Source organism: Mesorhizobium terrae (assembly GCF_008727715.1).
GTDB lineage: Bacteria > Pseudomonadota > Alphaproteobacteria > Rhizobiales > Rhizobiaceae > Mesorhizobium > Mesorhizobium terrae.
Genome location: NZ_CP044218.1, coordinates 2042199 through 2060980 on the forward strand (window position 1 = coordinate 2042199; position 18782 = coordinate 2060980).

Genomic DNA, 18782 nt, shown 5'->3' on the forward strand with positions numbered 1-18782 from the left:
GCTGGTTTGTAAATATGATCGGCGCCCGAGGCCGCGACGTCTGGCTTGAGCGCCTTGTTCGAAGAGGCCAACCGATGACCGACATCAAGACACCCGAGGCCAAGGTCAGCGTCGCGCATCGCGGCGGCGTCGCCATCGTCACCATCGACAATCCGCCGGTGAATGCGCTGTCGTTTTCCGTGCGCAGTCCTCTCCATGATGCGCTCACCCGGTTGCGCGACGACCAGGCGACGGCCGCCATCGTGATCGCTTGCGCAGGACGCACTTTCGTTGCCGGCGCCGACATCGCCGAATTCGGCAAGCCGATGCAGGATCCGGACCTGGGAGCGTTGATCGCGCTGCTGGAGACGATCGAAAAGCCGACCGTCGCCGCCATTCATGGCACGGCATTGGGTGGTGGGCTGGAACTGGCGCTCGGCTGCCATTTTCGGGTCGCCGACGAGACGGCCCGGCTCGGCCTGCCCGAAGTGAAGCTCGGCCTGTTGCCCGGGGCTGGCGGCACCGTTCGCCTGCCGGCGCTGGTTGGACCGTTCAAGGCATTGGATATGATCACCTCCGGCATGCCGATTGTCGCCGCGGAGGCCCTGGAGGCTGGTCTTGTCGACAGCCTTGCCGGTGTCGACCTGGTTGCCGATGCCGCCGCCTTCGCGGCGGTCAAGGCGGCGGAGGGCGGCCCGTTCATCGCCGTGCGCAACCGGCGCGACAAGCTCGAAAGTGTCGATCGGGATGAGCTTGAGGCGCGCATCAAGGGCGTGACGGCAAAGGCCAGGGGATTGCAGGCGCCGGTCGCTTGCGCGCAGGCGGTGCGCAACGCCGTGCTTTTGCCTTTTGACGAGGCGCTGGCGCGCGAGCGCGCCCTTTTCATCGAACTGGTGGGATCCGAACAGTCGCGCGCGCAACGGCATCTGTTCTTCGCCGAACGCGAGGCCGCCAAGGTGGTTGGCATCGACAAGACGATCAAGCCGCGGCCGATCCGCCGTGTCGGCATCATCGGCGCCGGCACAATGGGCGGTGGCATCGCGATGGCGTTTGCCAATGGCGGCATCGCCGTGACCTTGGTCGAAGCGGCAACCGAGGCACTGCAACGCGGTCTGGAGCGGATGGCGAAGAATTACGCGATCTCCGTCTCGCGCGGTTCGCTCAGCGAGACCGACAAGACGGCGCGCCTGGCACTGCTTTCGGGCACGACCGACTATGCGGCGCTGGCGGATTGCGATCTGGTGATCGAGGCGGTGTTCGAGGAGATGACGGTCAAGAAAGAGGTGTTGGCGGCCATCGACAAGTCCGTGAAGCCGGGCACCATCATCGCCACCAACACCTCCTATCTCGACGTCAACGCGCTGGCCGGCGCCGTCTCAAAGCCACAGGATTTTGCCGGCATGCATTTCTTCTCGCCGGCCAATGTCATGAAGCTCTTGGAGATCGTGCGGGGCGCGGAAACGGCGCCGGACGTGCTGGTCACGCTGCTGTCGCTCGCCCGTTCGATCGGCAAGGTGCCGGTCGTGGTCGGCGTCTGTCACGGCTTCGTCGGCAACCGCATGCTGGCGGCACGCGGCACGGAGATCGAGGCCCTGCTCCTCGAAGGTGCCAGCCCAGCGGAGGTCGACAAGGCCTTCACCGATTTCGGCTGGCCGATGGGACCGTTCCAGATGGTCGATCTTGCCGGACTGGACATAGGCTGGCGCAACCGCAAGGCCCTGGGCAAGACGGCCTTGATCGCCGACTGGCTCTGCGAGCAGGGCCGTTTCGGCCAGAAGACCGGTCGGGGCTTCTATCTCTACGCCGATGGCCGCACCGCGCAGCCCGATCCGGAACTCGCGGCGCATATCGCCGAAGAGGCCAAACGCATTGGCGTCGCGCCGCGCGCGATTACGGCCGAAGAAATCATAGAGCGCACGCTCTACCCGCTGATCAATGAGGGCATGCGCATTCTCGAGGAAGGCATTGCCGCGCGCGAATCCGATATCGATCTCGTCTGGGTGAACGGCTACGGCTTTCCGCTCGGCAAGGGCGGGCCGATGTTCTGGGCCCGGCAGAAGGGTCTGGCGACGATCGCCGGACGCCTGAGCTATTGGCACGACCATACCGGCAAGGATGTCTTCAAGCCGTCCGAACGGTTGAAGGCGATGGCCGCTGAAGCGTGATGGAAGGATTTCCGTTGGTGGACTGAGGCCTGCCAACGACGGTTCGCTATTGGCGATGGCTCACAGCCCGGCCGCCGAACACCCGCGGGGTTGGGGGTAGGATGGTCCGGCGGTCGGGACAGGCCGGTTGTAGGACGCCGGCAGAATTAGCGTAACCTCACGCAAGACACCCAGCAATTCAACCAAAAGGACAGCCGTGGACCGATGGCGTTTCTACGCAGCGTCCGGAAAATGGAAGCCCGCCTGCTACTTTTGTAGGCTGATGCCTGCAGGCGGGCCGCTCCTCGTACGAAATAGCTCCGCATGGATAGAGCGGCCCGACAATAGCGCCTGGCGCTGGGCTCGCTATTGTACTTATTAGCAGGCGGTGATGTTTCGGAATGGCTTGACTATCAGTGCCCGAACCGAGCGCGGATGTTTCCGCAGGCTTAGCCAACCCGATACCCTCGCAAAGCCCGAGCAGGCAGCTTCGGAAGGCTCGAAGCTATTCTGGCACCGCGAAGATATCAAAGTGCCGGATGCTCGCCATATCGTTCTCGGCAAGTTTGCGCCCGAACAGCGTGCTCTGCTCCACTAGGTGTACGGCGTAGCCCTTTTCCGCGAAGAAGCGGTACAAAGCACGGCGCTCCTCCGGGGTGTTGTGAACATTGACCTCGGATTTGACGCGGGGGCGCGCTTCATCGACCAGATCCTCGATCGATTTGAGCGCGGAAAGGTCGTGACCTTCGATATCCGTCTTGATGTAGCGGAGTTTCGAGACCTTTTCGCCCAAGCGAGCACGTATCATCGGGCCGATCCTCCTGCCTTCGACAGGTAGGGAGTAGGTGCTGCCGTGCTTCCAGACGGACGAACCGTGCTTGTCGCCGCCATTGGGGAAGTCCGGGCCGTTGTATTTGAACACCAAGGCTTCGTCCTGGTTCGTGACGGCATAAGGGAAGGCGACGATGTTGTATTTGCCCGGGTTCAGGATGGCGTTGCTGGCAAGGATCGAGAACACGAACGGGTTTGGCTCGAAGGCAAGAACAAATCCGTTCGGACCGCAGGCGAGTGCCATGGGAAGCGCGGTGTCCCCACAATGGGCGCCGATATCGATGGCCACGTCACCGTCGGAAATGAAGGTGCGCAGCTCGTCGATTTCCGATTGTAGAATTTCAAATCCGTTGAATCGGGGATTTCGCCACAACGCGAATTTGACCTCGCCGTCCTTTTCGAGATGAACGGTCTCGGTCGAATGGCCGTAGACCCGCGCGCTCGGCTTCAGGCCCAGCAGGTAGAAGAACTCCGTGAGCCGCATGCCCGTGCTCCCCAAGCAATCGCTGCTCCTTGGATAGAGCGCGATTTCGCGAACTGCAAGAATATCGGAAGGAAGCCACGATGAGCCGCATCTTCGCGGGCGCTGGGCGGCATCTGGATGATATCGATCCTAAACGGGACCGGCACGGCGCCGTGAAAGCCACCCGGGAAGTCTTGCTGAAAAGCGAGGGACAGCGAAATTTCATGTCGATGATGGGGTGCCGCTTTTGGCGGACGCCGTCACAGGAGCGACTGTTTACGTAGATTGAGACAAGCGCCGTGGACGCTCCTAACGACCTGAACCGCTGAGTTCCTCGCGCGTTGTGGTCCCCTTCCCAAGGGCCCTTCTTACCGGGCCAATTCCGAGCTGCCTGGACGCATTGAGAATTGCCGAGGCAAGATTGTTTGCCATTCATTTAACCCGGTATGTGCTAAGGGAGGACCGGGTTTGTGGTCTTCTCGAGGGGGAAGTCGTGCGTTTTCTGAAGTCGCTCTATGAGCGCAGCGGCCTCATTCTTTGCGCGCTCGCTATTGCGACGGTGCTGGTTTTGTGTGCGCTGAAGCCGCAGGTTCGCTCAGTTCTTGTCGCTTACGATTTTGGATCGCAGATGTTCTTTGAACATCAGCCTCTCTACGATTTGAAACGAGCCATGGGGTATCTCTATGCCCCGGCCTTTGCTGCCCTCTACCTGCCGTTTTACGAACTTGGTCCAACTGTTGGTGGCCTGCTCTGGCGTGTGCTTGGCGTTGGCTTGTTGACGGCAGCTGTCTTTACGCAGGCAAAAAAGCTCGACCCGGAAAAGGACGGCTGGATTGTCTCGCTCGGCTTGTTCCTGGCTCTGCCGCTTTCCCTGGGAGCTGTTCGCAACGGGCAATCGACAATTCTGCTCACTGCTGCCTGCTGGTTTCTAACCATGTCGGCGCTGGACAACAAACGATGGCAGACGCTGCTTTGGTCATTCGCCGCGCTAACCGCCAAACCAACCGCGATTGTCGTCATCCTCCTTATCGCCGCACTGAGACCGCGCCTTATTCCGTGGATTGTTGGTGCGGTCGCGTTGATGCTCGCAGTACCCTATGCCTTCGCGCCTGCAGAGTACGTCAATGCTCAGCATCTGGAGTTCTTCCAGCTCCTCACTTCGATGAGTTCCAACAGCGCGCGGGAGGCGTTCGAGGCCGCCGATTTTACGGGGATATTGGCTGCTGCCGGCATTTCGATCACCGGTCCGGCCGCAATGATAGTCAGGCTATCGGTGGCGGCGATTGTGCTTGGCGCCGTATTTCGACTTGACCGCGAAAATGAACCGTTGCACCGCTTTGTGATCTTCCTGATCGCAGCCTACTACATGACGGTTTTCAACCCGCGCGTTGAGTCCAACACATATGTGATGGTGGCTGTTCCGCTGGGCCTTGCGGTTGCCTATCTCAAAACCCGCGAGCCAACGTCATATGTCCCCACTGCCCTCGGCTCGATGCTGTTCCTCTGCGGGTGGACCGGAATTGACGCAGACCTGCATGCGGCGCTGAACCCATGGTTCAAACCCATGATGGTCACCCTCATTTCCGTACCATTGCTATTTTGCCTTTTGCAGAAAGTCGCGACGCTCAAATTGTCCATTGGAAAGCGTATTTAGACGGGGATGGGAGGGAGGCCCGGAAGCCTCCCCTCACTCCCGATTTCATTGATCTCGCTATGCGAGCCAGTCACGGTTAACTTTGCGGCCCATCAGGCCGTTATGATCGTGAAGCCAGGCCCGACTGACGCCAAGGCCCGCATGCTGGCCTCGCTCGCTATTCGTCGCGAATAGTTTTTTGCTTCATGCTCGTTCGTGTTGGTGCGAGCGAGTCAAAAAACTTCGGAATGTTAGTCGAAATGAAAACCCCCGCTGACGCGGGGGCTATCGGATCGAACCATGTTCAGCTTACTTTGGCGCCTTGCCACCATTCTTCTTGCATTCCGCCCGGAATTTCTCGCGGTCCTTGCCGTGAAGGCCCTTGGCGTCGGCGAGTACCGAGCACTGCTTGGAAATGGCCGTCTTCTCCGGAGACTTCGTCGGGGTCGTCTTCTTGACGGTCGTGCTCGCTGCGGCGGGAGCCGTTGCCGTGCTTGCTGCGGCGGGAGCGGTTGTCGTGCTTGCTGCGGGCTTGCTCGCTGCAAACGCGGCAGTCGAGAGGAAGCCGGCGAAAACGACAGAGGCAACAAATGTCACGGTCTTCATGGAAATTCCTTTGATTTGAGGACTAGGCCACAAACGTTGTGACACGAGCTCATTTCTCCAGTTTTTCCAGCGTGTAGAATTTTGTTTCTGAATTGTACGCAAGCAAGCCGAGATCTGATTGGCCCGACCGGAGGTGCTAAAGCTCAAACGAAAACCCCAGCCGGAGCCGGGGCTATGCTTTTCTGCGCAATACGCCAAGATTTTTCCGCGATCACAACGCGCGAAAAAATATCCGCCGGCCAGAATTCTCAGAAGCGTCATCGCGAGCGGACGATTCCTCATTCTGAGCGAATGCGAAAATTCATCTGCCGCTTTGAGCGCGGTCCAAAAGATCAAGGGGAATCAAAGTCAAATTATCCGCCGTTGGTGGAGCTGAGGGGGATCGAACCCCTGACCTCGTCATTGCGAACGACGCGCTCTCCCAGCTGAGCTACAGCCCCGTCCAGCGGATGGCGCATTTATGAGGCGAGGCGCTTCACTGTCAAGCGAGCTTTTGGATGGCGGAGCCGGTCCAGCCGGCGTTGCCAGTTTGCGAACGCCAGATGCTCCGGCGTTGGTTCATTCCGGTCCTGTCATTCCGACCCCGAGCCGAATAAGCCTCCGTCTGATGTCGGGTTTCGCTCTCGGTTCGCCCGGCTCTTGCCGCATCCGCGTGTAATGGCTACATGTCGGCAACACTCGGAGACCTGCATGACCGCCCTCATTCAAACCGTCATTCTGGCGCTTGACCTCTATTGGTGGATCATCATCGCCTCGGCCATCTTCTCGTGGCTTTACGCGTTCAACGTCGTCAACCCGCGCAATCAGTTCGTTGGCACTATCGGCAACGCGCTTTACCGGCTGACGGAACCGGCGCTGCGGCCCATCCGCCGCGTTATGCCCGATCTCGGCGGCATCGACATTTCGCCGATCATCCTGCTTTTGATCCTGTTCTTCCTGCGCCAATTCATTCTCACCACCATCTATCCCGCGCTCGTCTGAGCGCTGCGATGGCGGAGCCCTTCCGGCGGCGCGCCGACGGCATCGATCTCATCGTGCGGCTGACGCCGAAATCGGCGGCGGATGCGCTGGAAGGCGTGGAAATGGCGGCGGACGGTCGTTGCCATGTCAAGGCGCGCGTACGCGCCGTGCCGGAAAAGGGCGCGGCCAACAGTGCCCTGGAGAAGCTCGTGGCCAAGGCTCTCGGCGTTCCGTCGTCGTCGGTGACGGTCGTCGCCGGCGGCACCGCTCGACTGAAGACGCTGCGCATAACAGGCGATCCGGCTGAACTCGCACGGCGTGCGTCGGACCTCGGCGCGCCATAGTCGCTGGCGGCGTTTGGCGTTATTGTCCGCAATCCATTAGCCGGAGGCCGTCATGCGGATTGTTTTTGCGATGCTTGTCCTTGCCGGTTTCTGCAGCTGTGCCTCGGCGGGGCAGGTCACCAGCGTCTATACCGACCTCGTTCCTGAAAAGGATTGCCTGACCTACGCACAGGCCGGCGAGAATGACGGCGATTGGGCCGATCTCTCCTGCTCGGGTTATCTCGGCTACCCGGTCCTGCTTTCATACGGTGATGCGCGCGAATCCGTCTTCTTCGGTTTTCCTCCTGAAGACATGACCTCTACCTGGGAGAGTTTCGCCGGTTTCAACAGCTCCGGATCGAAGGTGGAATGGCGGGTCGAAACGACCGGCAATGTTTCCATCCCCTTCGCCGCCATCCATCGCCGTTCGGTCAATACCAGCGGCGAGGATGCTGCCAAGCAGGTGGATGTGCTGGTGGTGGCCAAGGTGGCCCAGATAGAGGGGCGCGAAGGCTGTACCGTCGGCCTGGTGCTGGCGACAGGCAATGCCGGCGCCAATGACGACGCCCGCAAGATTGCCGACGAAAAGGCGCGCGCTTTCGTGTGCGGGAAAGACAAGCGCATCGCGATCGGAGAGGTGCCGCCGTTCGGGCGGGTGGACAATTGAAAACGGGCGGCCGCAACGACCGCCCGTGATCTTTCCGCTTAGTCGGACTTGTTAGCCAGCCTTGTGCGTCTTGGCGCGTTCAATCGCCTCGACGATCATCTTCTTGGCATAGGCTGAGTCGTGCCAGCCGCCGATCTTCACCCATTTGCCGGGCTCGAGATCCTTGTAGTGTTCGAAGAAGTGCTCGATCTGCTTGAGCGTGATCTCAGGCAGGTCCGTGTGGTTGAAGACGTTTTCGTAGCGCTTGGTAATGTGCGGCGACGGCACCGCGATCACCTTCTCGTCCTGGCCGGCATTGTCTTCCATGATCAGGACGCCGATCGGGCGCACATTGATGACGCAGCCCGGCACCAGTTCGCGCGTGTTGCAGACCAGCACGTCGATCGGGTCACCGTCGCCCGACAGGGTGTGCGGCACGAAGCCGTAATTGCCGGGATAGCGCATCGGCGTATACAGGAAGCGGTCGACGAACAGCGTGCCGGCTTCCTTGTCCATTTCGTATTTGATCGGCTCGCCGCCGACCGCCACTTCGATGATGACGTTGACGTCTTCCGGCGGGTTCTTGCCGATCGATATGGCTTCGATGCGCATGGGCTATCCTCTCTTTGGCGCATGAGCCCGAAAGCCGAAGCGGTTCCGGGCTGCGACACGCAGAATGAAACGGCTTGCGACGTCTGTCACGCACCTCGAAGGCACGGGTCGCCGCAATCGCGCGCACCGATAGCGGGCGAAGCGGTTTTGTGCAATGCGGGAATGACGGGAGAAGAAGTCGAAGCCGCGGTTTGCGGGCCCCGCATCTCAATCCCAGACGAAAGCGACCTTCTTCAGCGCCTTCTGCTCGAACACTTCGACGCCCTCGGCGACGTCGCGTCCGCCTTCGCCGGCGTAAAAGGCCAGCGCGTTCTGGTTGTCTTCCAGTGCCCATACGACCATGCCCTTGAGGCCGTGGTCGGCAAGCTTGCGGCGGGCGGCGGAAAACAGCCGCCGGCCGATGCCGATGCCCTGATATTCAGGCCGCAGGTAGAGCTCGTAGATTTCGCCCTGCTGATGCAGTTCGCGGGCGCGGTTGCGGCCGACCGTCGCGTAGCCGGCGATAACGCCGCCGATCTCGACCACCAGAACGGTCGCGGCGCGGCGAATCGCGTTCGCCCACCAGTCTGTGCCGCGGCGGTTGATCATGCCCGTCAGCGTCTTGTGCGGGATGATGCCGCTATAGGCACCGCGCCACGCTTCGAGATGCACATCGGCTATCGCCGCTGCGTCTTGCGGCTCGGCCCTGCGGATGTCGATGGTCAACGTGTTCATGATTTGTTAACCATAGACCGAGGCGCAAGGCTTGCAAAGACTCCTTGCTGCTTTCGCACATACGAAAGCTTCGTCGGCCGATATGGGTAGGGTCGGTTAGATTTCGACGAGGTGGTCGTCGAGCTCGTTGACGTCGTCCGGCGTGACCGGGAAATGCTCGGCCAGCACGGCGCCGACCACGCCGGTCGCGTGAACGAACCCGTCGGCGAGGCGGTCGTCGCCGGCATGCGCGGTCAGGTCACGCACGACACCGTCCCACACGTGCTGCCCGACACGGGCGTCGATGCCGCTGTCGGCCACCACTTCCGCGTAGCGTTCGGCGATCGAGACGAAGATCAGAACGCCGGTGCGGGTGGCGGTGCGATGGACGTTGCGTGCCAGGAACTGCTTCACAGCATTGGCATGGGCCGCCTTGTAGCGCTGCCGGCGTGGCACGAAATGGATGCGCAGGCGTGGCGCCAGCCACAAAACGATGGACAGGCTGATCGCCGCCACCGCCTGCGCGATGAGGAAATGCGGCAGGCGTATGCTGACCCACAAGGCTTCGAGAACATAGGCGAAGGCGATGCTGACGGCGAACAGGGCCAGCGTGGCGGTGAAGGCCGCCTGGAAGAAATAGCCCTCGCTCGAGCGCGCCACGACGCAGTAGATTTCGCCGCCGGTCTTCGTCTCGGCGTCGCGGATCGCATCGGCGATGCGTTCATGGTCGGCATGGGTGAGCGGTCGTGTCGCCATGGTCACCAGCTCCCCGAAGAACCGCCGCCGCCGGATGAGCCGCCGCCGCCCGAAAACCCGCCACCACCCGACGACCAGCCCCCACCACCACCGCCACCGGAGGACCAACCGCCGCCGCCACCGCCGCCGGATGACGACCTGTTGGTGTCGAAGGTCATGCCCAGCCAGCGATAGCGGCCGGGGCCGATCTTGGTGCCGAAGATCGGCGGCAGGATCGCCATGGCGAAGCCGCCGAAGAACAGTACCACCCAGATGGTGACGAATAGGAAGAAGATGATCTGATCGGGATCGATGCCGTCGAGGGTGGATTGCTGGTGGCGTTTGCCGCGCGCTTCCAGTTCCTCCGGGTTGCCCTCCAGAACCATGATCATGTCGTCGACAGCCTTCGAGATGCCGCCCGAGAAATCGCCGGCGCGGAAGGCCGGAACCATGTCGTTCTCGATGATCAGCTTGGTGTGCAGGTCGGTCAGCGTGCCTTCGAGCCCATAGCCGACTTCGATGCGCATCTTGCGGTCATTCTTGGCGACGAGCAGCAGTGCGCCATTGTTGTCGCTGGCCTGGCCGAGTTTCCAGGTCCTGAAAAGCCGGTTGGCGTAGGGTTCGATTTCTTCGCCGCCGAGGCTGTCGACGGTGACGACGACGATCTGGTCGGAGCCCTTCTTCTCGAAATCCGCCAGTTTCTGGGTCAGCGCTGCCTTCGTCGCCGCATCGATCATGCCGGCATTGTCGACAACGCGCCCCGTCAGCGCCGGCAGGTCATCGGCGAAAGCTCCGAAGGCGAGGAACAAGCCCAGGATGGCGGCAACAACCGCGGTCAACGCGACGCGATACCGGGTCCGGAACGGCACCGGCTGGCGGCTGGAGGTCATGATCGAGGGCACGGCGCGGCCGATCCTGGATGAGGGCGGCGCCTAGCCGCCCTGCTTGGTGCCGAAGTCCACCTTCGGCGTCTGCATCTTGTCGTCGCTGATGGTGAAGTTCTGGAACGGCTCGTTGCCGCGGAACCAGAAGGTGGCCCACAGAACCGAAGGGAAGGTCTTCAGCGTCAGATTGTAGTCCTTGACCGCCTGGATGTAGTCGCGGCGGGCGACGGCGATGCGGTTTTCCGTGCCTTCGAGCTGGGCCTGCAGGGCGATGAAGTTCTGATTGGCCTTCAGGTCGGGATAGTTTTCGGTGATGGCAAGCAGGCGCGACAGCGCGCTGGTCAGGCCCGACTGGCTGTCCTGGAATTTCTTGAAGGCTTCCGGGTCCTTCAGCGTTTCCGGCGTCACCGTCACTTGCGTGGCCTTGGAGCGCGCCTCGACGACGGCGTCGAGCGTGTCCTTCTCATGCGCGGCATAACCCTTGACCGTCTCGACCAGATTGGGGATCAGGTCGGCGCGGCGCTGATACTGGTTCAGCACCTCGCTCCAGGCGGCCTTGGCATTTTCTTCCGCCGTCGGGATGGTGTTGTAGCCACAGGCGGACAGGAAGGGCAGCAGAACCGCCATCAAAAGGAAGGCGGGAAGGCTGCGGGGAAGGGTGGACAGGCGCTGGGCGTGCATGAGCGGTCCCTCATTGGCTCGAATAGTCAAGCAATACCATAAAGATCGGCCAAGAAAACGCCTCTTGGTCGATGTGGCGCCACTGAAGTCCGTTGGCTTAGCCCAGCCGTGAAGGAGGCCCTGTAACCGGCGCACGGATCGGTCTAGAATCGTCTCAAACGAGGGATCGACATGGCAGGGACTGCCGACAGGGACAGCGAGCATGAATCGCGCCGCATCCTCGACCGCATCGCGCGCGAGACGGAGCCGGGCGGCCTGCCTTCCGATCGGCACTCCGGTGAGCGCCCCGATGTCGATGACCCGATCGAATATTGGGGCACACGCATCGGCCGCACGCTTGGGCTCATCCTGGCTGTCGCCATGATGATCGCCGTCGTCTATTACCTGGCCCGCCACATATAGGATCAGCATGAACACCAATCAGGCCGAGGCGCCCCGCGCCGTCATCGTCGTGTCCAGCCATGTCGCGCGCGGCTCGGTGGGCAATCGCGCCGCCGTCTTTGCGCTGGAAACTCTTGGCTTTCCGGTTTGGGCCGTGCCTACGGTGATCCTGCCCTGGCATCCCGGTCATGGCCGCGCCACAAGGATCGTTCCGCCTGCGGAACAGTTCGCGGCACTGATGGCCGATCTGGCGCGCGCGCCATGGCTCGGCGAGGTCGGCGCGGTGCTGTCGGGCTATCTGGGCGAGGCGAGCCAGGCCGATGCCGTGGCCGAGCTGGTCGGTGCGGTCAAGGCCAGGAACCCGTCGGCGCTTTATGTCTGCGACCCGGTGATGGGCGATTCCGGCGGGCTCTATGTGCCGGAGGCCACGGCTGCAGCCTTGCGCGACCGGCTGATGCCGCTGGCCGACATCGCCACGCCCAATCGCTTTGAGCTGGCTTGGATGGCCGGCGCCGAACTGCCCGACCTCAAATCGACCGTGGCCGCGGCACTGCACGCGGGACCGGCGACCATGCTGGTGACGTCGGCGCCGGCGATGATGGCCGGCAGCACCGGCAATCTGCTGCTCGACGCCAGTCAGGTACTGCTGGCCGAGCATCGGCTGATCGACCGGCCGCCCAATGGCCTCGGCGATTTGACCGGCGCCATCTATCTGGCGCGCACGCTCGCCGGCCAGCCGCCGGCCAAGGCGTTGCAGTCGACCACCGCCGCTGTCTACGAGATCCTGGCGCGCACCGCCAAGCGTGGTGGCGACGAATTGCAACTCGAAACCGATGCGCAGAGCCTGTCGCATCCGATGGCCATGGTGCAGATGCGCCACCTGACCCATCCGGGGCGGGATCGCCGCGCGTGACAGGCGGCACGGCCACGCTGACGCTGGCCGGGGTCGATGGCTGCAAGGCCGGCTGGATCATGGTGCGACGCACGCCAGCCGGGGCGCCAGCCGTCAGCGTCCACACCAGTTTCGTCGATCTGCTCGCGGCCTTGCCCGCCGATGCGATCGTCGCGGTCGACATGCCGATCGGCCTGCCGGATGTCTCCGGAAAGGGCGGTCGCGGGCCGGAAATGCTGGTGCGGCCTCTGCTCGGAGAGCGGCAGTCCAGCGTCTTTTCCATTCCATCGCGGGCAGCGGTCTATGCCGATACCGCCGCTTTCACCACGGTGGAGGCCTGGCACGAGGCGCATCGGCGGGCCAGCGCGGTGGCAATGGCAACGTCCGATCCGCCACGCGGCGTTTCAATCCAGGCCTTTGGCATCTTCGCCAAGATCCGCGAAATCGACACGCTGCTGGCGTCCCGGCCGCAACTGCGCGGCCGGGTGTTCGAATCGCATCCCGAAGTGGCGTTCTGGCGCCTCAATGGCGGAAAGGCGATGGCGCTGCCGAAGAAGATAAAAGGCGCAGTCAACGCAGCCGGCATGGACGAGCGCCGCACGCTGCTTGCCCGTCACGGTTATGATCGAGCCTTCCTCGATCAGCCGCCGCCGAAGGGCGCTGCCGCCGACGATTTCCTTGATGCCGCCGCGATGTTGGCGATTGCCGGGCGAATCGCGCGGGGCGAGGCGGCCTGCTATCCCAATCCGCCGCTGGTCGACGGCAAGGGCATTCCGGTGGCGATCCGCGTCTGAGCGATGCGGCACGGCGAGCCATGCGCGCGCATGGCTCGCGCCATTCAGCCATGAACGATTTCGCATTGATCGTGGCGTGGTTTTGCCGTTAGTGCGTTGCACAGTGGAACAGAGCCGCTGCCGTTCAGCCTGGAAAGGTCCCCGCCGCCAGATGCCGCATCTCCCAGAACATCTCCTCGCCGGTTATCGCAGCTTCATCAATGGTCGCTACGTCGCCGAAAGCGGTCATTACAAATCGCTGGCGCGCGAAGGGCAGGCGCCGGAAACGATGATCGTGGCCTGCTGCGATTCGCGCGCGGCGCCGGAAGTGATCTTCAACGCCGGCCCCGGCGAGCTGTTCGTCCTGCGCAACGTCGCCAATCTCGTGCCGCCCTATGCGCCAGACGGCGAATATCATTCGACGTCCGCCGCGCTGGAATTCGCCGTGCAGAGCCTCAAGGTGAAGAACATCGTCGTGATGGGCCACGGGCGCTGCGGCGGCATCCGCTCGGCGCTGGACACCACGTCGGCGCCGCTGTCGCCGGGTGATTTCATTGGCAAATGGATGAGCCTGATCGCACCCGCGGCCGAGGCGGTATCGGCCTCGACCATGATGACGACCACCGAGCGCCAGACGGCATTGGAGCGTATCTCGATCCGCTACTCGATCGCCAATCTGCGCACTTTTCCTTGTGTCAGCATTCTCGAAGGCAAGGGCCGAATTGCGCTGCATGGCGCCTGGTTCGACATCTCCACGGGCGAGTTGTGGGTGATGAACAAGGAGACCGGCGACTTCGAGAAGCCCGATATCGGCTGACCAATCGCACTTCCCATCCTTGCCTTGCAGGCCTAGGTTGCATGTGGGAGGGCCGCGCGATGTCTGTCGTTGGCTGGCGGGAATTCTCCACTGCGACGCTTTTGGGCCTGATGCTCGTCTCGGCGCGTGCCGACGAGGCGGCGCTTATCGACCGCTGGTATTCGGCGCTGCTTACCGCCGATCGTACCAGCCTTGCCGAACTGCTCTCCGACGACGCGCGCATCCGCCTGCACGATATCGGCGTCGAGCAGACGAAGCCCGAATTCATCGCTTCGATGGACGAATGGCGCGGCGCGGTGGCTGGTGCCACCATTCGCCACCGCATCGAAAAAGCCGAGACCGGTTTGGTGACGGTCATCGTCTGCTACGATTTTCCCGGCAACGATCTTCTGACACGCGAAAGTTTCGCCTTGTCCGGCAGCCGCATCACCGCGTCGTCGCAGGAAACCATCGCGGAAAGTTGCAGCGGTTATTGAGAGGGGCGTCGCCTGCCTGCGATGCGGTGCAGTTGCGGCCTGCCGTTGCATGGGCGGCACCGGCGGCCTACATCGGAAGACAACACCCGCCTCCGCAATCCAGCGAAAGCCTCTCCATGACCGCAGTCCCAAGCCTCGACCTCGCCCTGCATCCGCTGACTTCCTGGAACGGGCCGCTCGGTCTTCCCGATTTCGCCAGGATTCGCGACGGAGATTTCGATGCCGTTTTCGATGCGGCGCTGAAGGCGCATGAAGCGGAGATCGAGGCGATCGCCGCCAATCCGGCGCCGGCAACTATCGAAAACACGCTGCAGGCGCTGGAGCTCGGCGGCGAAGCACTTGATCGCGTCTCGTCGATCTTCTGGTGCCGGGCAGGCGCGCATACAAACGACGCGATCCAGGCCCTGGAACGCGCGGTCGCGCCGAAGATGTCGCGGCATTTCTCGGCCATCTCGATGAACGAGAAGCTGTTCGCGCGGATTGACGATCTTTATCAGCGGCGCGCCACCCTCAAGCTCGATGCCGAGACGCTGCGCGTGCTGGAGAAGACTTGGAAGGGGTTCGTGCGGTCCGGCGCCAAGCTCGATGCTGCCGGCAAGAAGCGGCTCGCCGCTATCAATGAGGAGCTTTCCTCGCTCGGCACCAGCTTTGGGCAGAACGTGCTGGCCGACGAACGCGATTGGGCGCTGTTCCTTGACGAAGCCGATCTGACCGGCGTTCCGGAATTCCTGAAAAGCGCGATGGCGGAAGCCGCCGAGACGCGCGGCCAGAAGGGCCGCTATGCGGTGACGCTGTCGCGGTCGATCTACGAACCCTTCACCACCTTCTCCGAGCGTCGCGACCTGCGCGAGGCGGCCTGGCGCGCGTTCACCCAGCGCGGCCAGAATGGCGGCGCCAGCGACAACACCGCCGTCGTGCGCGACACGCTGAGGCTGCGTACCGAAAAAGCCAGGCTGCTCGGCTATGCGTCCTATGCGGCGCTGAAGCTCGACGAAACCATGGCCAAGACGCCGAAGGCCGTGCACGATCTGCTCGACCCGGTCTGGGAGAAGGCACTGGAGAAGGCAGCGGCCGACCAGAAGGAGCTGCAGCGGCTGGCGACGGCCGCCGGCAGCAACGAACAGCTCGCAGCATGGGACTGGCGCTTCTATCAGGAGAAGCTGCGTGCCGAAAAATTTGCCTTCGACGAGGCCGAGCTGAAACCCTATCTGCAGCTCGAGCGCATCATTGCCGCTTGTTTCGACGTGGCGACCAGACTGTTCGGTATCACTTTTGAAGAGAAGAAGGGCATCGCCGGCTGGCATCCCGACGCGCGCGTCTTCGTGGTGAAGAATGCCGATGGATCCGAGCGGGCGCTGTTCCTGGCGGATTATTTCGCGCGGCCTTCCAAGCGTTCCGGCGCCTGGATGAGCGCGCTGCAGTCGGGCTACAGCCTGGGCAAGGGTTCCACGCCGATCATCTATAACATCATGAATTTCGCCAAGCCGCCGGCCGGCGAGGCGGCGCTGCTTTCAGTGGACGAGGCGAAGACGCTTTTCCATGAATTCGGCCACGCGCTGCACGGCATGCTGACCAATGTCACCTGGCCGTCGGTGGCGGGCACCTCGGTCAGCCGCGATTTCGTCGAACTGCCGTCGCAGCTCTACGAGCATTGGCTGACGGTTCCGGCCGTTCTGGAAAAACACGCACTGCACGTGAAAACCGGCAAGCCGATGCCCAAGGAACTCCTGGACAAGATGCTCGCGGCGCGCACTTTCGGCGCGGGCTTCGCCACGGTGGAATTCACCGCCTCGGCGCTGATCGACATGGCCTATCACGCGCGCTCCGAGGCGCCGGCCGAGCCGCTGCGTTTCGAGGCGGAAACGCTGGAGAAGCTCACCATGCCGGAGACGATCGCCATGCGCCATCGCACCCCGCATTTCAGCCATGTCTTCGCCGGCGATGGTTATTCCGCCGGCTACTATTCCTACATGTGGTCCGAGGTGCTGGACGCTGACGCCTTTTCAGCTTTCGAGGAAACCGGCGATCCGTTCAACCCGGCGCTGGCGAAGAAACTGCGCGAGAACATCTATGCGGCTGGCGGCTCAAAAGATCCGGAAGAGCTCTACACCGCTTTTCGCGGCAAGATGCCGACGGCAGATGCGATGATGGCCAAGCGCGGCCTGGTGTAATTCCGCTGCCATCTCCCGCGGAGAGAACAAGGTGCTAGCCCTTCAGGCTGGCGCCGATCAGCCAGTCTGCGTGTTTGGCCACCGACTGCGAAGGCCCGCCGGGACCGAAGATCTGGCTGGAGATATAGGCGCCCTCGATCAGGAGCAGCAGGCCGTCGCCCAGCATATCGGGGTCGGCCGCGCCCATGCCTTGGGCCATTTCGCGCAAGCGGCGGCGCAGTTCGCGCTTGTTTTCCTCGCTGACCACGCGCGCCGGGTGGCCGGGCTCCGGATATTCGACGGCGGCGTTGGTCATGCCGCAACCGCGATAACCAAGCTTCTGCGACCGTTTGCCGACACGTGTCAGAAAGGCGATGATCTGTGCGCGCGGGTCGCCGGGATGGGCGGCGACGGCCTCGTCGAACCGTTTCCAGAATTCAAGATCGTACTTCCTGAGATAAGATGCAGCCAATTCATCCTTGGATGAAAAGGAGCGGTAGAGGCTCGGCTTGGTGACGCCCGCCTTCTTCACGATCTCGTCGACGCCGATCGCCCGGATACCCTCGCGATAGAACAGGTCGCGCGCCACGTCGAGGATCTTCTCGGCCGCCGGCGGCAGCGCAACGGTCTCCTGTGAAACGCTTGGATCAAAATTTTTGTCAGCAGGCATGATGCATTCCGATTGACATGTTACCGACCGGTACGTACACAGAAACCAATTGCAACGTACCGGTCAGTAACATGATAGCTCAGTCCCGCCCGTTTGGCCAGCGCTACGCCTTCGTTGTCGTTGCCGTCATCTTCCTGTCCTTGCTGATCGCGGCAGGCCTGCGTTCCGCGCCTTCGGTGATGATGCTGCCGCTCGAAAAGGACTTCGGCTGGCGCCGCGACGTGGTGTCGCTGGCCGCCGCCATCGGCATCTTCCTCTACGGGCTTACCGGTCCCTTCGCCGCCGCCTTGATGGAGCGCATCGGCCTGCGCAAGACGGTGATCGCCTCGCTGGTGGTGATGTCCGCCTCGACCGGACTTTCCCTGTTCATGACGCAGTCGTGGCAACTCATCGCCACCTGGGGCGTCTTTTCCGGTGTCGGGTCCGGTGCCGTTGCCACGGTGCTTGGTGCCACCATCGTCAACCGCTGGTTCAAGACCAATCGCGGCCTGGTCATGGGCCTGATGTCGGCCTCCAGCGCCACCGGCCTTTTGGTGTTCCTGCCTTTCCTGGCTTGGCTTGCGCAATCCGGCGGCTGGAAGCCGGTGGCGCTTGTCATTGCCATTGCCACCGCGGCACTCGTGCCGCTGGTCTGGCTGCTGGTGCCGGAACGGCCGTCGACGATCGGCCAGGTGCGCTTCGGCGCCGAGCCCGACGATGTGCCGCCGACGCCACCCGCCGCTGCCGGCAACTTCATCTCCCATACACTGGGAACGCTGCGTGAGGCAGCCAGAACGCGTGTGTTCTGGTATCTGTTCGCCACCTTCTTCATCTGCGGCTTCACCACCAACGGCCTGGTCGGCACGCATCTGATCGCATTTTGCGCCGACATGGGCATCAACGAGATCCAGGCCGCCGGCCTTTTGTCGATGATGGGCATCTTCGACCTGATCGGCACGACATTGTCGGGTTGGCTGACCGACCGTTTCGACCCGCGCAAGCTGCTCGGCGTCTATTACGCCATTCGCGGCCTGTCGCTGATCTACCTGCCCTATTCGGGCTTCTCGGCAACGGCCCTGATCATCTTCGCCATCTTCTATGGGCTGGACTGGATCGCCACCGTGCCGCCGACGCTGCGTCTCTCGAACGAGGCCTTTGGCGATGGCAAGGGGCCGCTGGTGTTCGGCTGGATCGTCGCCGGCCATCAGGTCGGTGCCGCGACGGCCGCTTTCTTCGGCGGAGCGATGCGCGAATTTCAGGGCAGCTACGAGCTCGCCTTCGTCATCGCCGGCATGACCGGCATCATCGCCGCCTGCCTGTCGCTGCTGATCAACACCAATCGCCCGATATCCCAGCCGGAAGAACAACCGGCCTGATCGAGGCGGCCCGCTGGCTGTGGGCCGTCAAGAAAGTTTCACGTCTCCGAAATGCTGCTGAAACATTGGCCGCCGACC

21 protein-coding genes and 1 tRNA gene are annotated in these 18782 nt (G+C 62.6%); 13 read left to right on the forward strand and 9 right to left on the reverse strand.

Translation table 11 applies throughout. The features are described 5' to 3' along the window. The first annotated feature begins 74 nt into the window (after positions 1-74). Positions 75-2144 (forward strand): 3-hydroxyacyl-CoA dehydrogenase NAD-binding domain-containing protein, encoded by a 2070-nt coding sequence (locus FZF13_RS11140; protein ID WP_024923084.1) that lies wholly within the window; start codon positions 75-77, stop codon positions 2142-2144. A gap of 484 nt (positions 2145-2628) precedes the next feature. Here the strand turns inward: FZF13_RS11140 and FZF13_RS11145 are convergent, their stop codons facing one another. Continuing rightward, positions 2629-3438 (reverse strand): FkbM family methyltransferase, encoded by an 810-nt coding sequence (locus FZF13_RS11145; RefSeq protein WP_024923083.1) that lies wholly within the window; start codon positions 3436-3438, stop codon positions 2629-2631. An 80-nt stretch (positions 3439-3518) separates the two neighbouring features. Between FZF13_RS11145 and FZF13_RS11150 the strand changes: the two genes are divergently transcribed. After that, the gene (locus tag FZF13_RS11150) at positions 3519-3701 is read left to right on the forward strand and encodes a hypothetical protein (RefSeq protein ID WP_024923082.1); all 183 of its coding nucleotides are present in this window, start codon (positions 3519-3521) and stop codon (positions 3699-3701) included. A gap of 209 nt (positions 3702-3910) precedes the next feature. Beyond that, on the forward strand, positions 3911-5071 hold the full coding sequence (locus FZF13_RS11155) for a glycosyltransferase family 87 protein (protein WP_137900376.1): 1161 nt from the start codon (positions 3911-3913) through the stop codon (positions 5069-5071). Positions 5072-5359: 288 nt separating this feature from the next. Here the strand turns inward: FZF13_RS11155 and FZF13_RS29505 are convergent, their stop codons facing one another. Then, positions 5360-5992, reverse strand: a complete 633-nt coding sequence (locus FZF13_RS29505; protein WP_307417494.1) for a hypothetical protein — start codon at positions 5990-5992, stop codon at positions 5360-5362. 28 nt (positions 5993-6020) lie between these two features. Continuing rightward, positions 6021-6096, reverse strand: a tRNA-Ala gene (locus FZF13_RS11165). Between the two features lie 250 nt (positions 6097-6346). On the opposite strand from FZF13_RS11165, the gene FZF13_RS11170 reads away from it, so the two are divergent. The 3 genes from FZF13_RS11170 to FZF13_RS11180 are packed head-to-tail and all read left to right on the forward strand — an operon-like array spanning position 6347 to position 7606. Next, the gene (locus FZF13_RS11170; RefSeq protein WP_024923079.1) at positions 6347-6637 is read left to right on the forward strand and encodes a YggT family protein; all 291 of its coding nucleotides are present in this window, start codon (positions 6347-6349) and stop codon (positions 6635-6637) included. Positions 6638-6645: 8 nt separating this feature from the next. Further along, positions 6646-6960 (forward strand): DUF167 family protein, encoded by a 315-nt coding sequence (locus FZF13_RS11175; RefSeq protein WP_024923078.1) that lies wholly within the window; start codon positions 6646-6648, stop codon positions 6958-6960. Between the two features lie 52 nt (positions 6961-7012). Continuing rightward, positions 7013-7606: a hypothetical protein gene (locus FZF13_RS11180; protein ID WP_024923077.1), complete on the forward strand. Its 594-nt coding sequence runs from the start codon at positions 7013-7015 to the stop codon at positions 7604-7606. A 51-nt stretch (positions 7607-7657) separates the two neighbouring features. Here FZF13_RS11180 and ppa read toward each other — a convergent pair whose 3' ends face one another. The 5 genes from ppa to FZF13_RS11205 all read right to left on the reverse strand — a co-directional run bounded on the left by ppa (position 7658) and on the right by FZF13_RS11205 (position 11190). After that, positions 7658-8197 carry an inorganic diphosphatase gene (gene ppa / locus FZF13_RS11185; RefSeq protein ID WP_024923076.1) on the reverse strand — a complete coding sequence of 180 codons (540 nt, stop codon included), beginning with the start codon at positions 8195-8197 and terminating at the stop codon, positions 7658-7660. Positions 8198-8404: 207 nt separating this feature from the next. After that, positions 8405-8911 (reverse strand): GNAT family N-acetyltransferase, encoded by a 507-nt coding sequence (locus FZF13_RS11190; RefSeq protein WP_024923075.1) that lies wholly within the window; start codon positions 8909-8911, stop codon positions 8405-8407. 96 nt (positions 8912-9007) lie between these two features. Next, complete coding sequence (locus tag FZF13_RS11195; protein ID WP_024923074.1) at positions 9008-9646, reverse strand: TPM domain-containing protein; 639 nt, start codon at positions 9644-9646, stop codon at positions 9008-9010. A gap of 2 nt (positions 9647-9648) precedes the next feature. Further along, on the reverse strand, positions 9649-10515 hold the full coding sequence (locus tag FZF13_RS11200; protein WP_024923073.1) for a TPM domain-containing protein: 867 nt from the start codon (positions 10513-10515) through the stop codon (positions 9649-9651). A gap of 42 nt (positions 10516-10557) precedes the next feature. Then, a complete protein-coding gene (locus FZF13_RS11205; protein WP_024923072.1) occupies positions 10558-11190 on the reverse strand; it encodes a LemA family protein in 633 nt (210 codons plus the stop codon). A 171-nt stretch (positions 11191-11361) separates the two neighbouring features. Between FZF13_RS11205 and FZF13_RS11210 the strand changes: the two genes are divergently transcribed. The 6 genes from FZF13_RS11210 to FZF13_RS11235 all read left to right on the forward strand — a co-directional run bounded on the left by FZF13_RS11210 (position 11362) and on the right by FZF13_RS11235 (position 16700). Continuing rightward, positions 11362-11592: a hypothetical protein gene (locus FZF13_RS11210; RefSeq protein WP_024923071.1), complete on the forward strand. Its 231-nt coding sequence runs from the start codon at positions 11362-11364 to the stop codon at positions 11590-11592. Between the two features lie 7 nt (positions 11593-11599). Continuing rightward, complete coding sequence (gene pdxY, locus FZF13_RS11215) at positions 11600-12484, forward strand: pyridoxal kinase PdxY (RefSeq protein WP_024923070.1); 885 nt, start codon at positions 11600-11602, stop codon at positions 12482-12484. Between the two features lie 59 nt (positions 12485-12543). Beyond that, positions 12544-13257: a DUF429 domain-containing protein gene (locus tag FZF13_RS11220; protein ID WP_051504829.1), complete on the forward strand. Its 714-nt coding sequence runs from the start codon at positions 12544-12546 to the stop codon at positions 13255-13257. A gap of 151 nt (positions 13258-13408) precedes the next feature. After that, complete coding sequence (locus FZF13_RS11225; RefSeq protein WP_024923068.1) at positions 13409-14053, forward strand: carbonic anhydrase; 645 nt, start codon at positions 13409-13411, stop codon at positions 14051-14053. A 59-nt stretch (positions 14054-14112) separates the two neighbouring features. After that, positions 14113-14529 carry a nuclear transport factor 2 family protein gene (locus FZF13_RS11230; RefSeq protein WP_024923067.1) on the forward strand — a complete coding sequence of 139 codons (417 nt, stop codon included), beginning with the start codon at positions 14113-14115 and terminating at the stop codon, positions 14527-14529. A 116-nt stretch (positions 14530-14645) separates the two neighbouring features. Continuing rightward, positions 14646-16700, forward strand: a complete 2055-nt coding sequence (locus FZF13_RS11235; protein ID WP_024923066.1) for a M3 family metallopeptidase — start codon at positions 14646-14648, stop codon at positions 16698-16700. A 34-nt stretch (positions 16701-16734) separates the two neighbouring features. On the opposite strand, the gene FZF13_RS11240 is transcribed toward FZF13_RS11235, so the two are convergent. Further along, positions 16735-17349 carry a TetR/AcrR family transcriptional regulator gene (locus FZF13_RS11240; protein WP_024923065.1) on the reverse strand — a complete coding sequence of 205 codons (615 nt, stop codon included), beginning with the start codon at positions 17347-17349 and terminating at the stop codon, positions 16735-16737. Between the two features lie 71 nt (positions 17350-17420). Here FZF13_RS11240 and FZF13_RS11245 point away from each other — a divergent pair, with 71 nt between their 5' ends. Beyond that, entirely contained in the window at positions 17421-18704 is a 1284-nt protein-coding gene (locus FZF13_RS11245) for an MFS transporter (RefSeq protein WP_024923064.1), read from the forward strand. Positions 18705-18782: the final 78 nt, after the last annotated feature.

What these genes read in the sequence shown, in the direction of transcription:
- FZF13_RS11140 (WP_024923084.1), top strand. Translation starts at nt 75, where the DNA reads ATGACCGACATCAAGACACCCGAGGCCAAGGTCAGCGTCGCGCATCGC.
- FZF13_RS11145 (WP_024923083.1), bottom strand. Translation starts at nt 3,438, where the DNA reads ATGCGGCTCACGGAGTTCTTCTACCTGCTGGGCCTGAAGCCGAGCGCG.
- FZF13_RS11150 (WP_024923082.1), top strand. Translation starts at nt 3,519, where the DNA reads ATGAGCCGCATCTTCGCGGGCGCTGGGCGGCATCTGGATGATATCGAT.
- FZF13_RS11170 (WP_024923079.1), top strand. Translation starts at nt 6,347, where the DNA reads ATGACCGCCCTCATTCAAACCGTCATTCTGGCGCTTGACCTCTATTGG.
- FZF13_RS11175 (WP_024923078.1), top strand. Translation starts at nt 6,646, where the DNA reads ATGGCGGAGCCCTTCCGGCGGCGCGCCGACGGCATCGATCTCATCGTG.
- FZF13_RS11180 (WP_024923077.1), top strand. Translation starts at nt 7,013, where the DNA reads ATGCGGATTGTTTTTGCGATGCTTGTCCTTGCCGGTTTCTGCAGCTGT.
- ppa (WP_024923076.1), bottom strand. Translation starts at nt 8,197, where the DNA reads ATGCGCATCGAAGCCATATCGATCGGCAAGAACCCGCCGGAAGACGTC.
- FZF13_RS11190 (WP_024923075.1), bottom strand. Translation starts at nt 8,911, where the DNA reads ATGAACACGTTGACCATCGACATCCGCAGGGCCGAGCCGCAAGACGCA.
- FZF13_RS11195 (WP_024923074.1), bottom strand. Translation starts at nt 9,646, where the DNA reads ATGGCGACACGACCGCTCACCCATGCCGACCATGAACGCATCGCCGAT.
- FZF13_RS11200 (WP_024923073.1), bottom strand. Translation starts at nt 10,515, where the DNA reads ATGACCTCCAGCCGCCAGCCGGTGCCGTTCCGGACCCGGTATCGCGTC.
- FZF13_RS11205 (WP_024923072.1), bottom strand. Translation starts at nt 11,190, where the DNA reads ATGCACGCCCAGCGCCTGTCCACCCTTCCCCGCAGCCTTCCCGCCTTC.
- FZF13_RS11210 (WP_024923071.1), top strand. Translation starts at nt 11,362, where the DNA reads ATGGCAGGGACTGCCGACAGGGACAGCGAGCATGAATCGCGCCGCATC.
- pdxY (WP_024923070.1), top strand. Translation starts at nt 11,600, where the DNA reads ATGAACACCAATCAGGCCGAGGCGCCCCGCGCCGTCATCGTCGTGTCC.
- FZF13_RS11220 (WP_051504829.1), top strand. Translation starts at nt 12,544, where the DNA reads ATGGTGCGACGCACGCCAGCCGGGGCGCCAGCCGTCAGCGTCCACACC.
- FZF13_RS11225 (WP_024923068.1), top strand. Translation starts at nt 13,409, where the DNA reads ATGCCGCATCTCCCAGAACATCTCCTCGCCGGTTATCGCAGCTTCATC.
- FZF13_RS11230 (WP_024923067.1), top strand. Translation starts at nt 14,113, where the DNA reads ATGTCTGTCGTTGGCTGGCGGGAATTCTCCACTGCGACGCTTTTGGGC.
- FZF13_RS11235 (WP_024923066.1), top strand. Translation starts at nt 14,646, where the DNA reads ATGACCGCAGTCCCAAGCCTCGACCTCGCCCTGCATCCGCTGACTTCC.
- FZF13_RS11240 (WP_024923065.1), bottom strand. Translation starts at nt 17,349, where the DNA reads ATGCCTGCTGACAAAAATTTTGATCCAAGCGTTTCACAGGAGACCGTT.
- FZF13_RS11245 (WP_024923064.1), top strand. Translation starts at nt 17,421, where the DNA reads ATGATAGCTCAGTCCCGCCCGTTTGGCCAGCGCTACGCCTTCGTTGTC.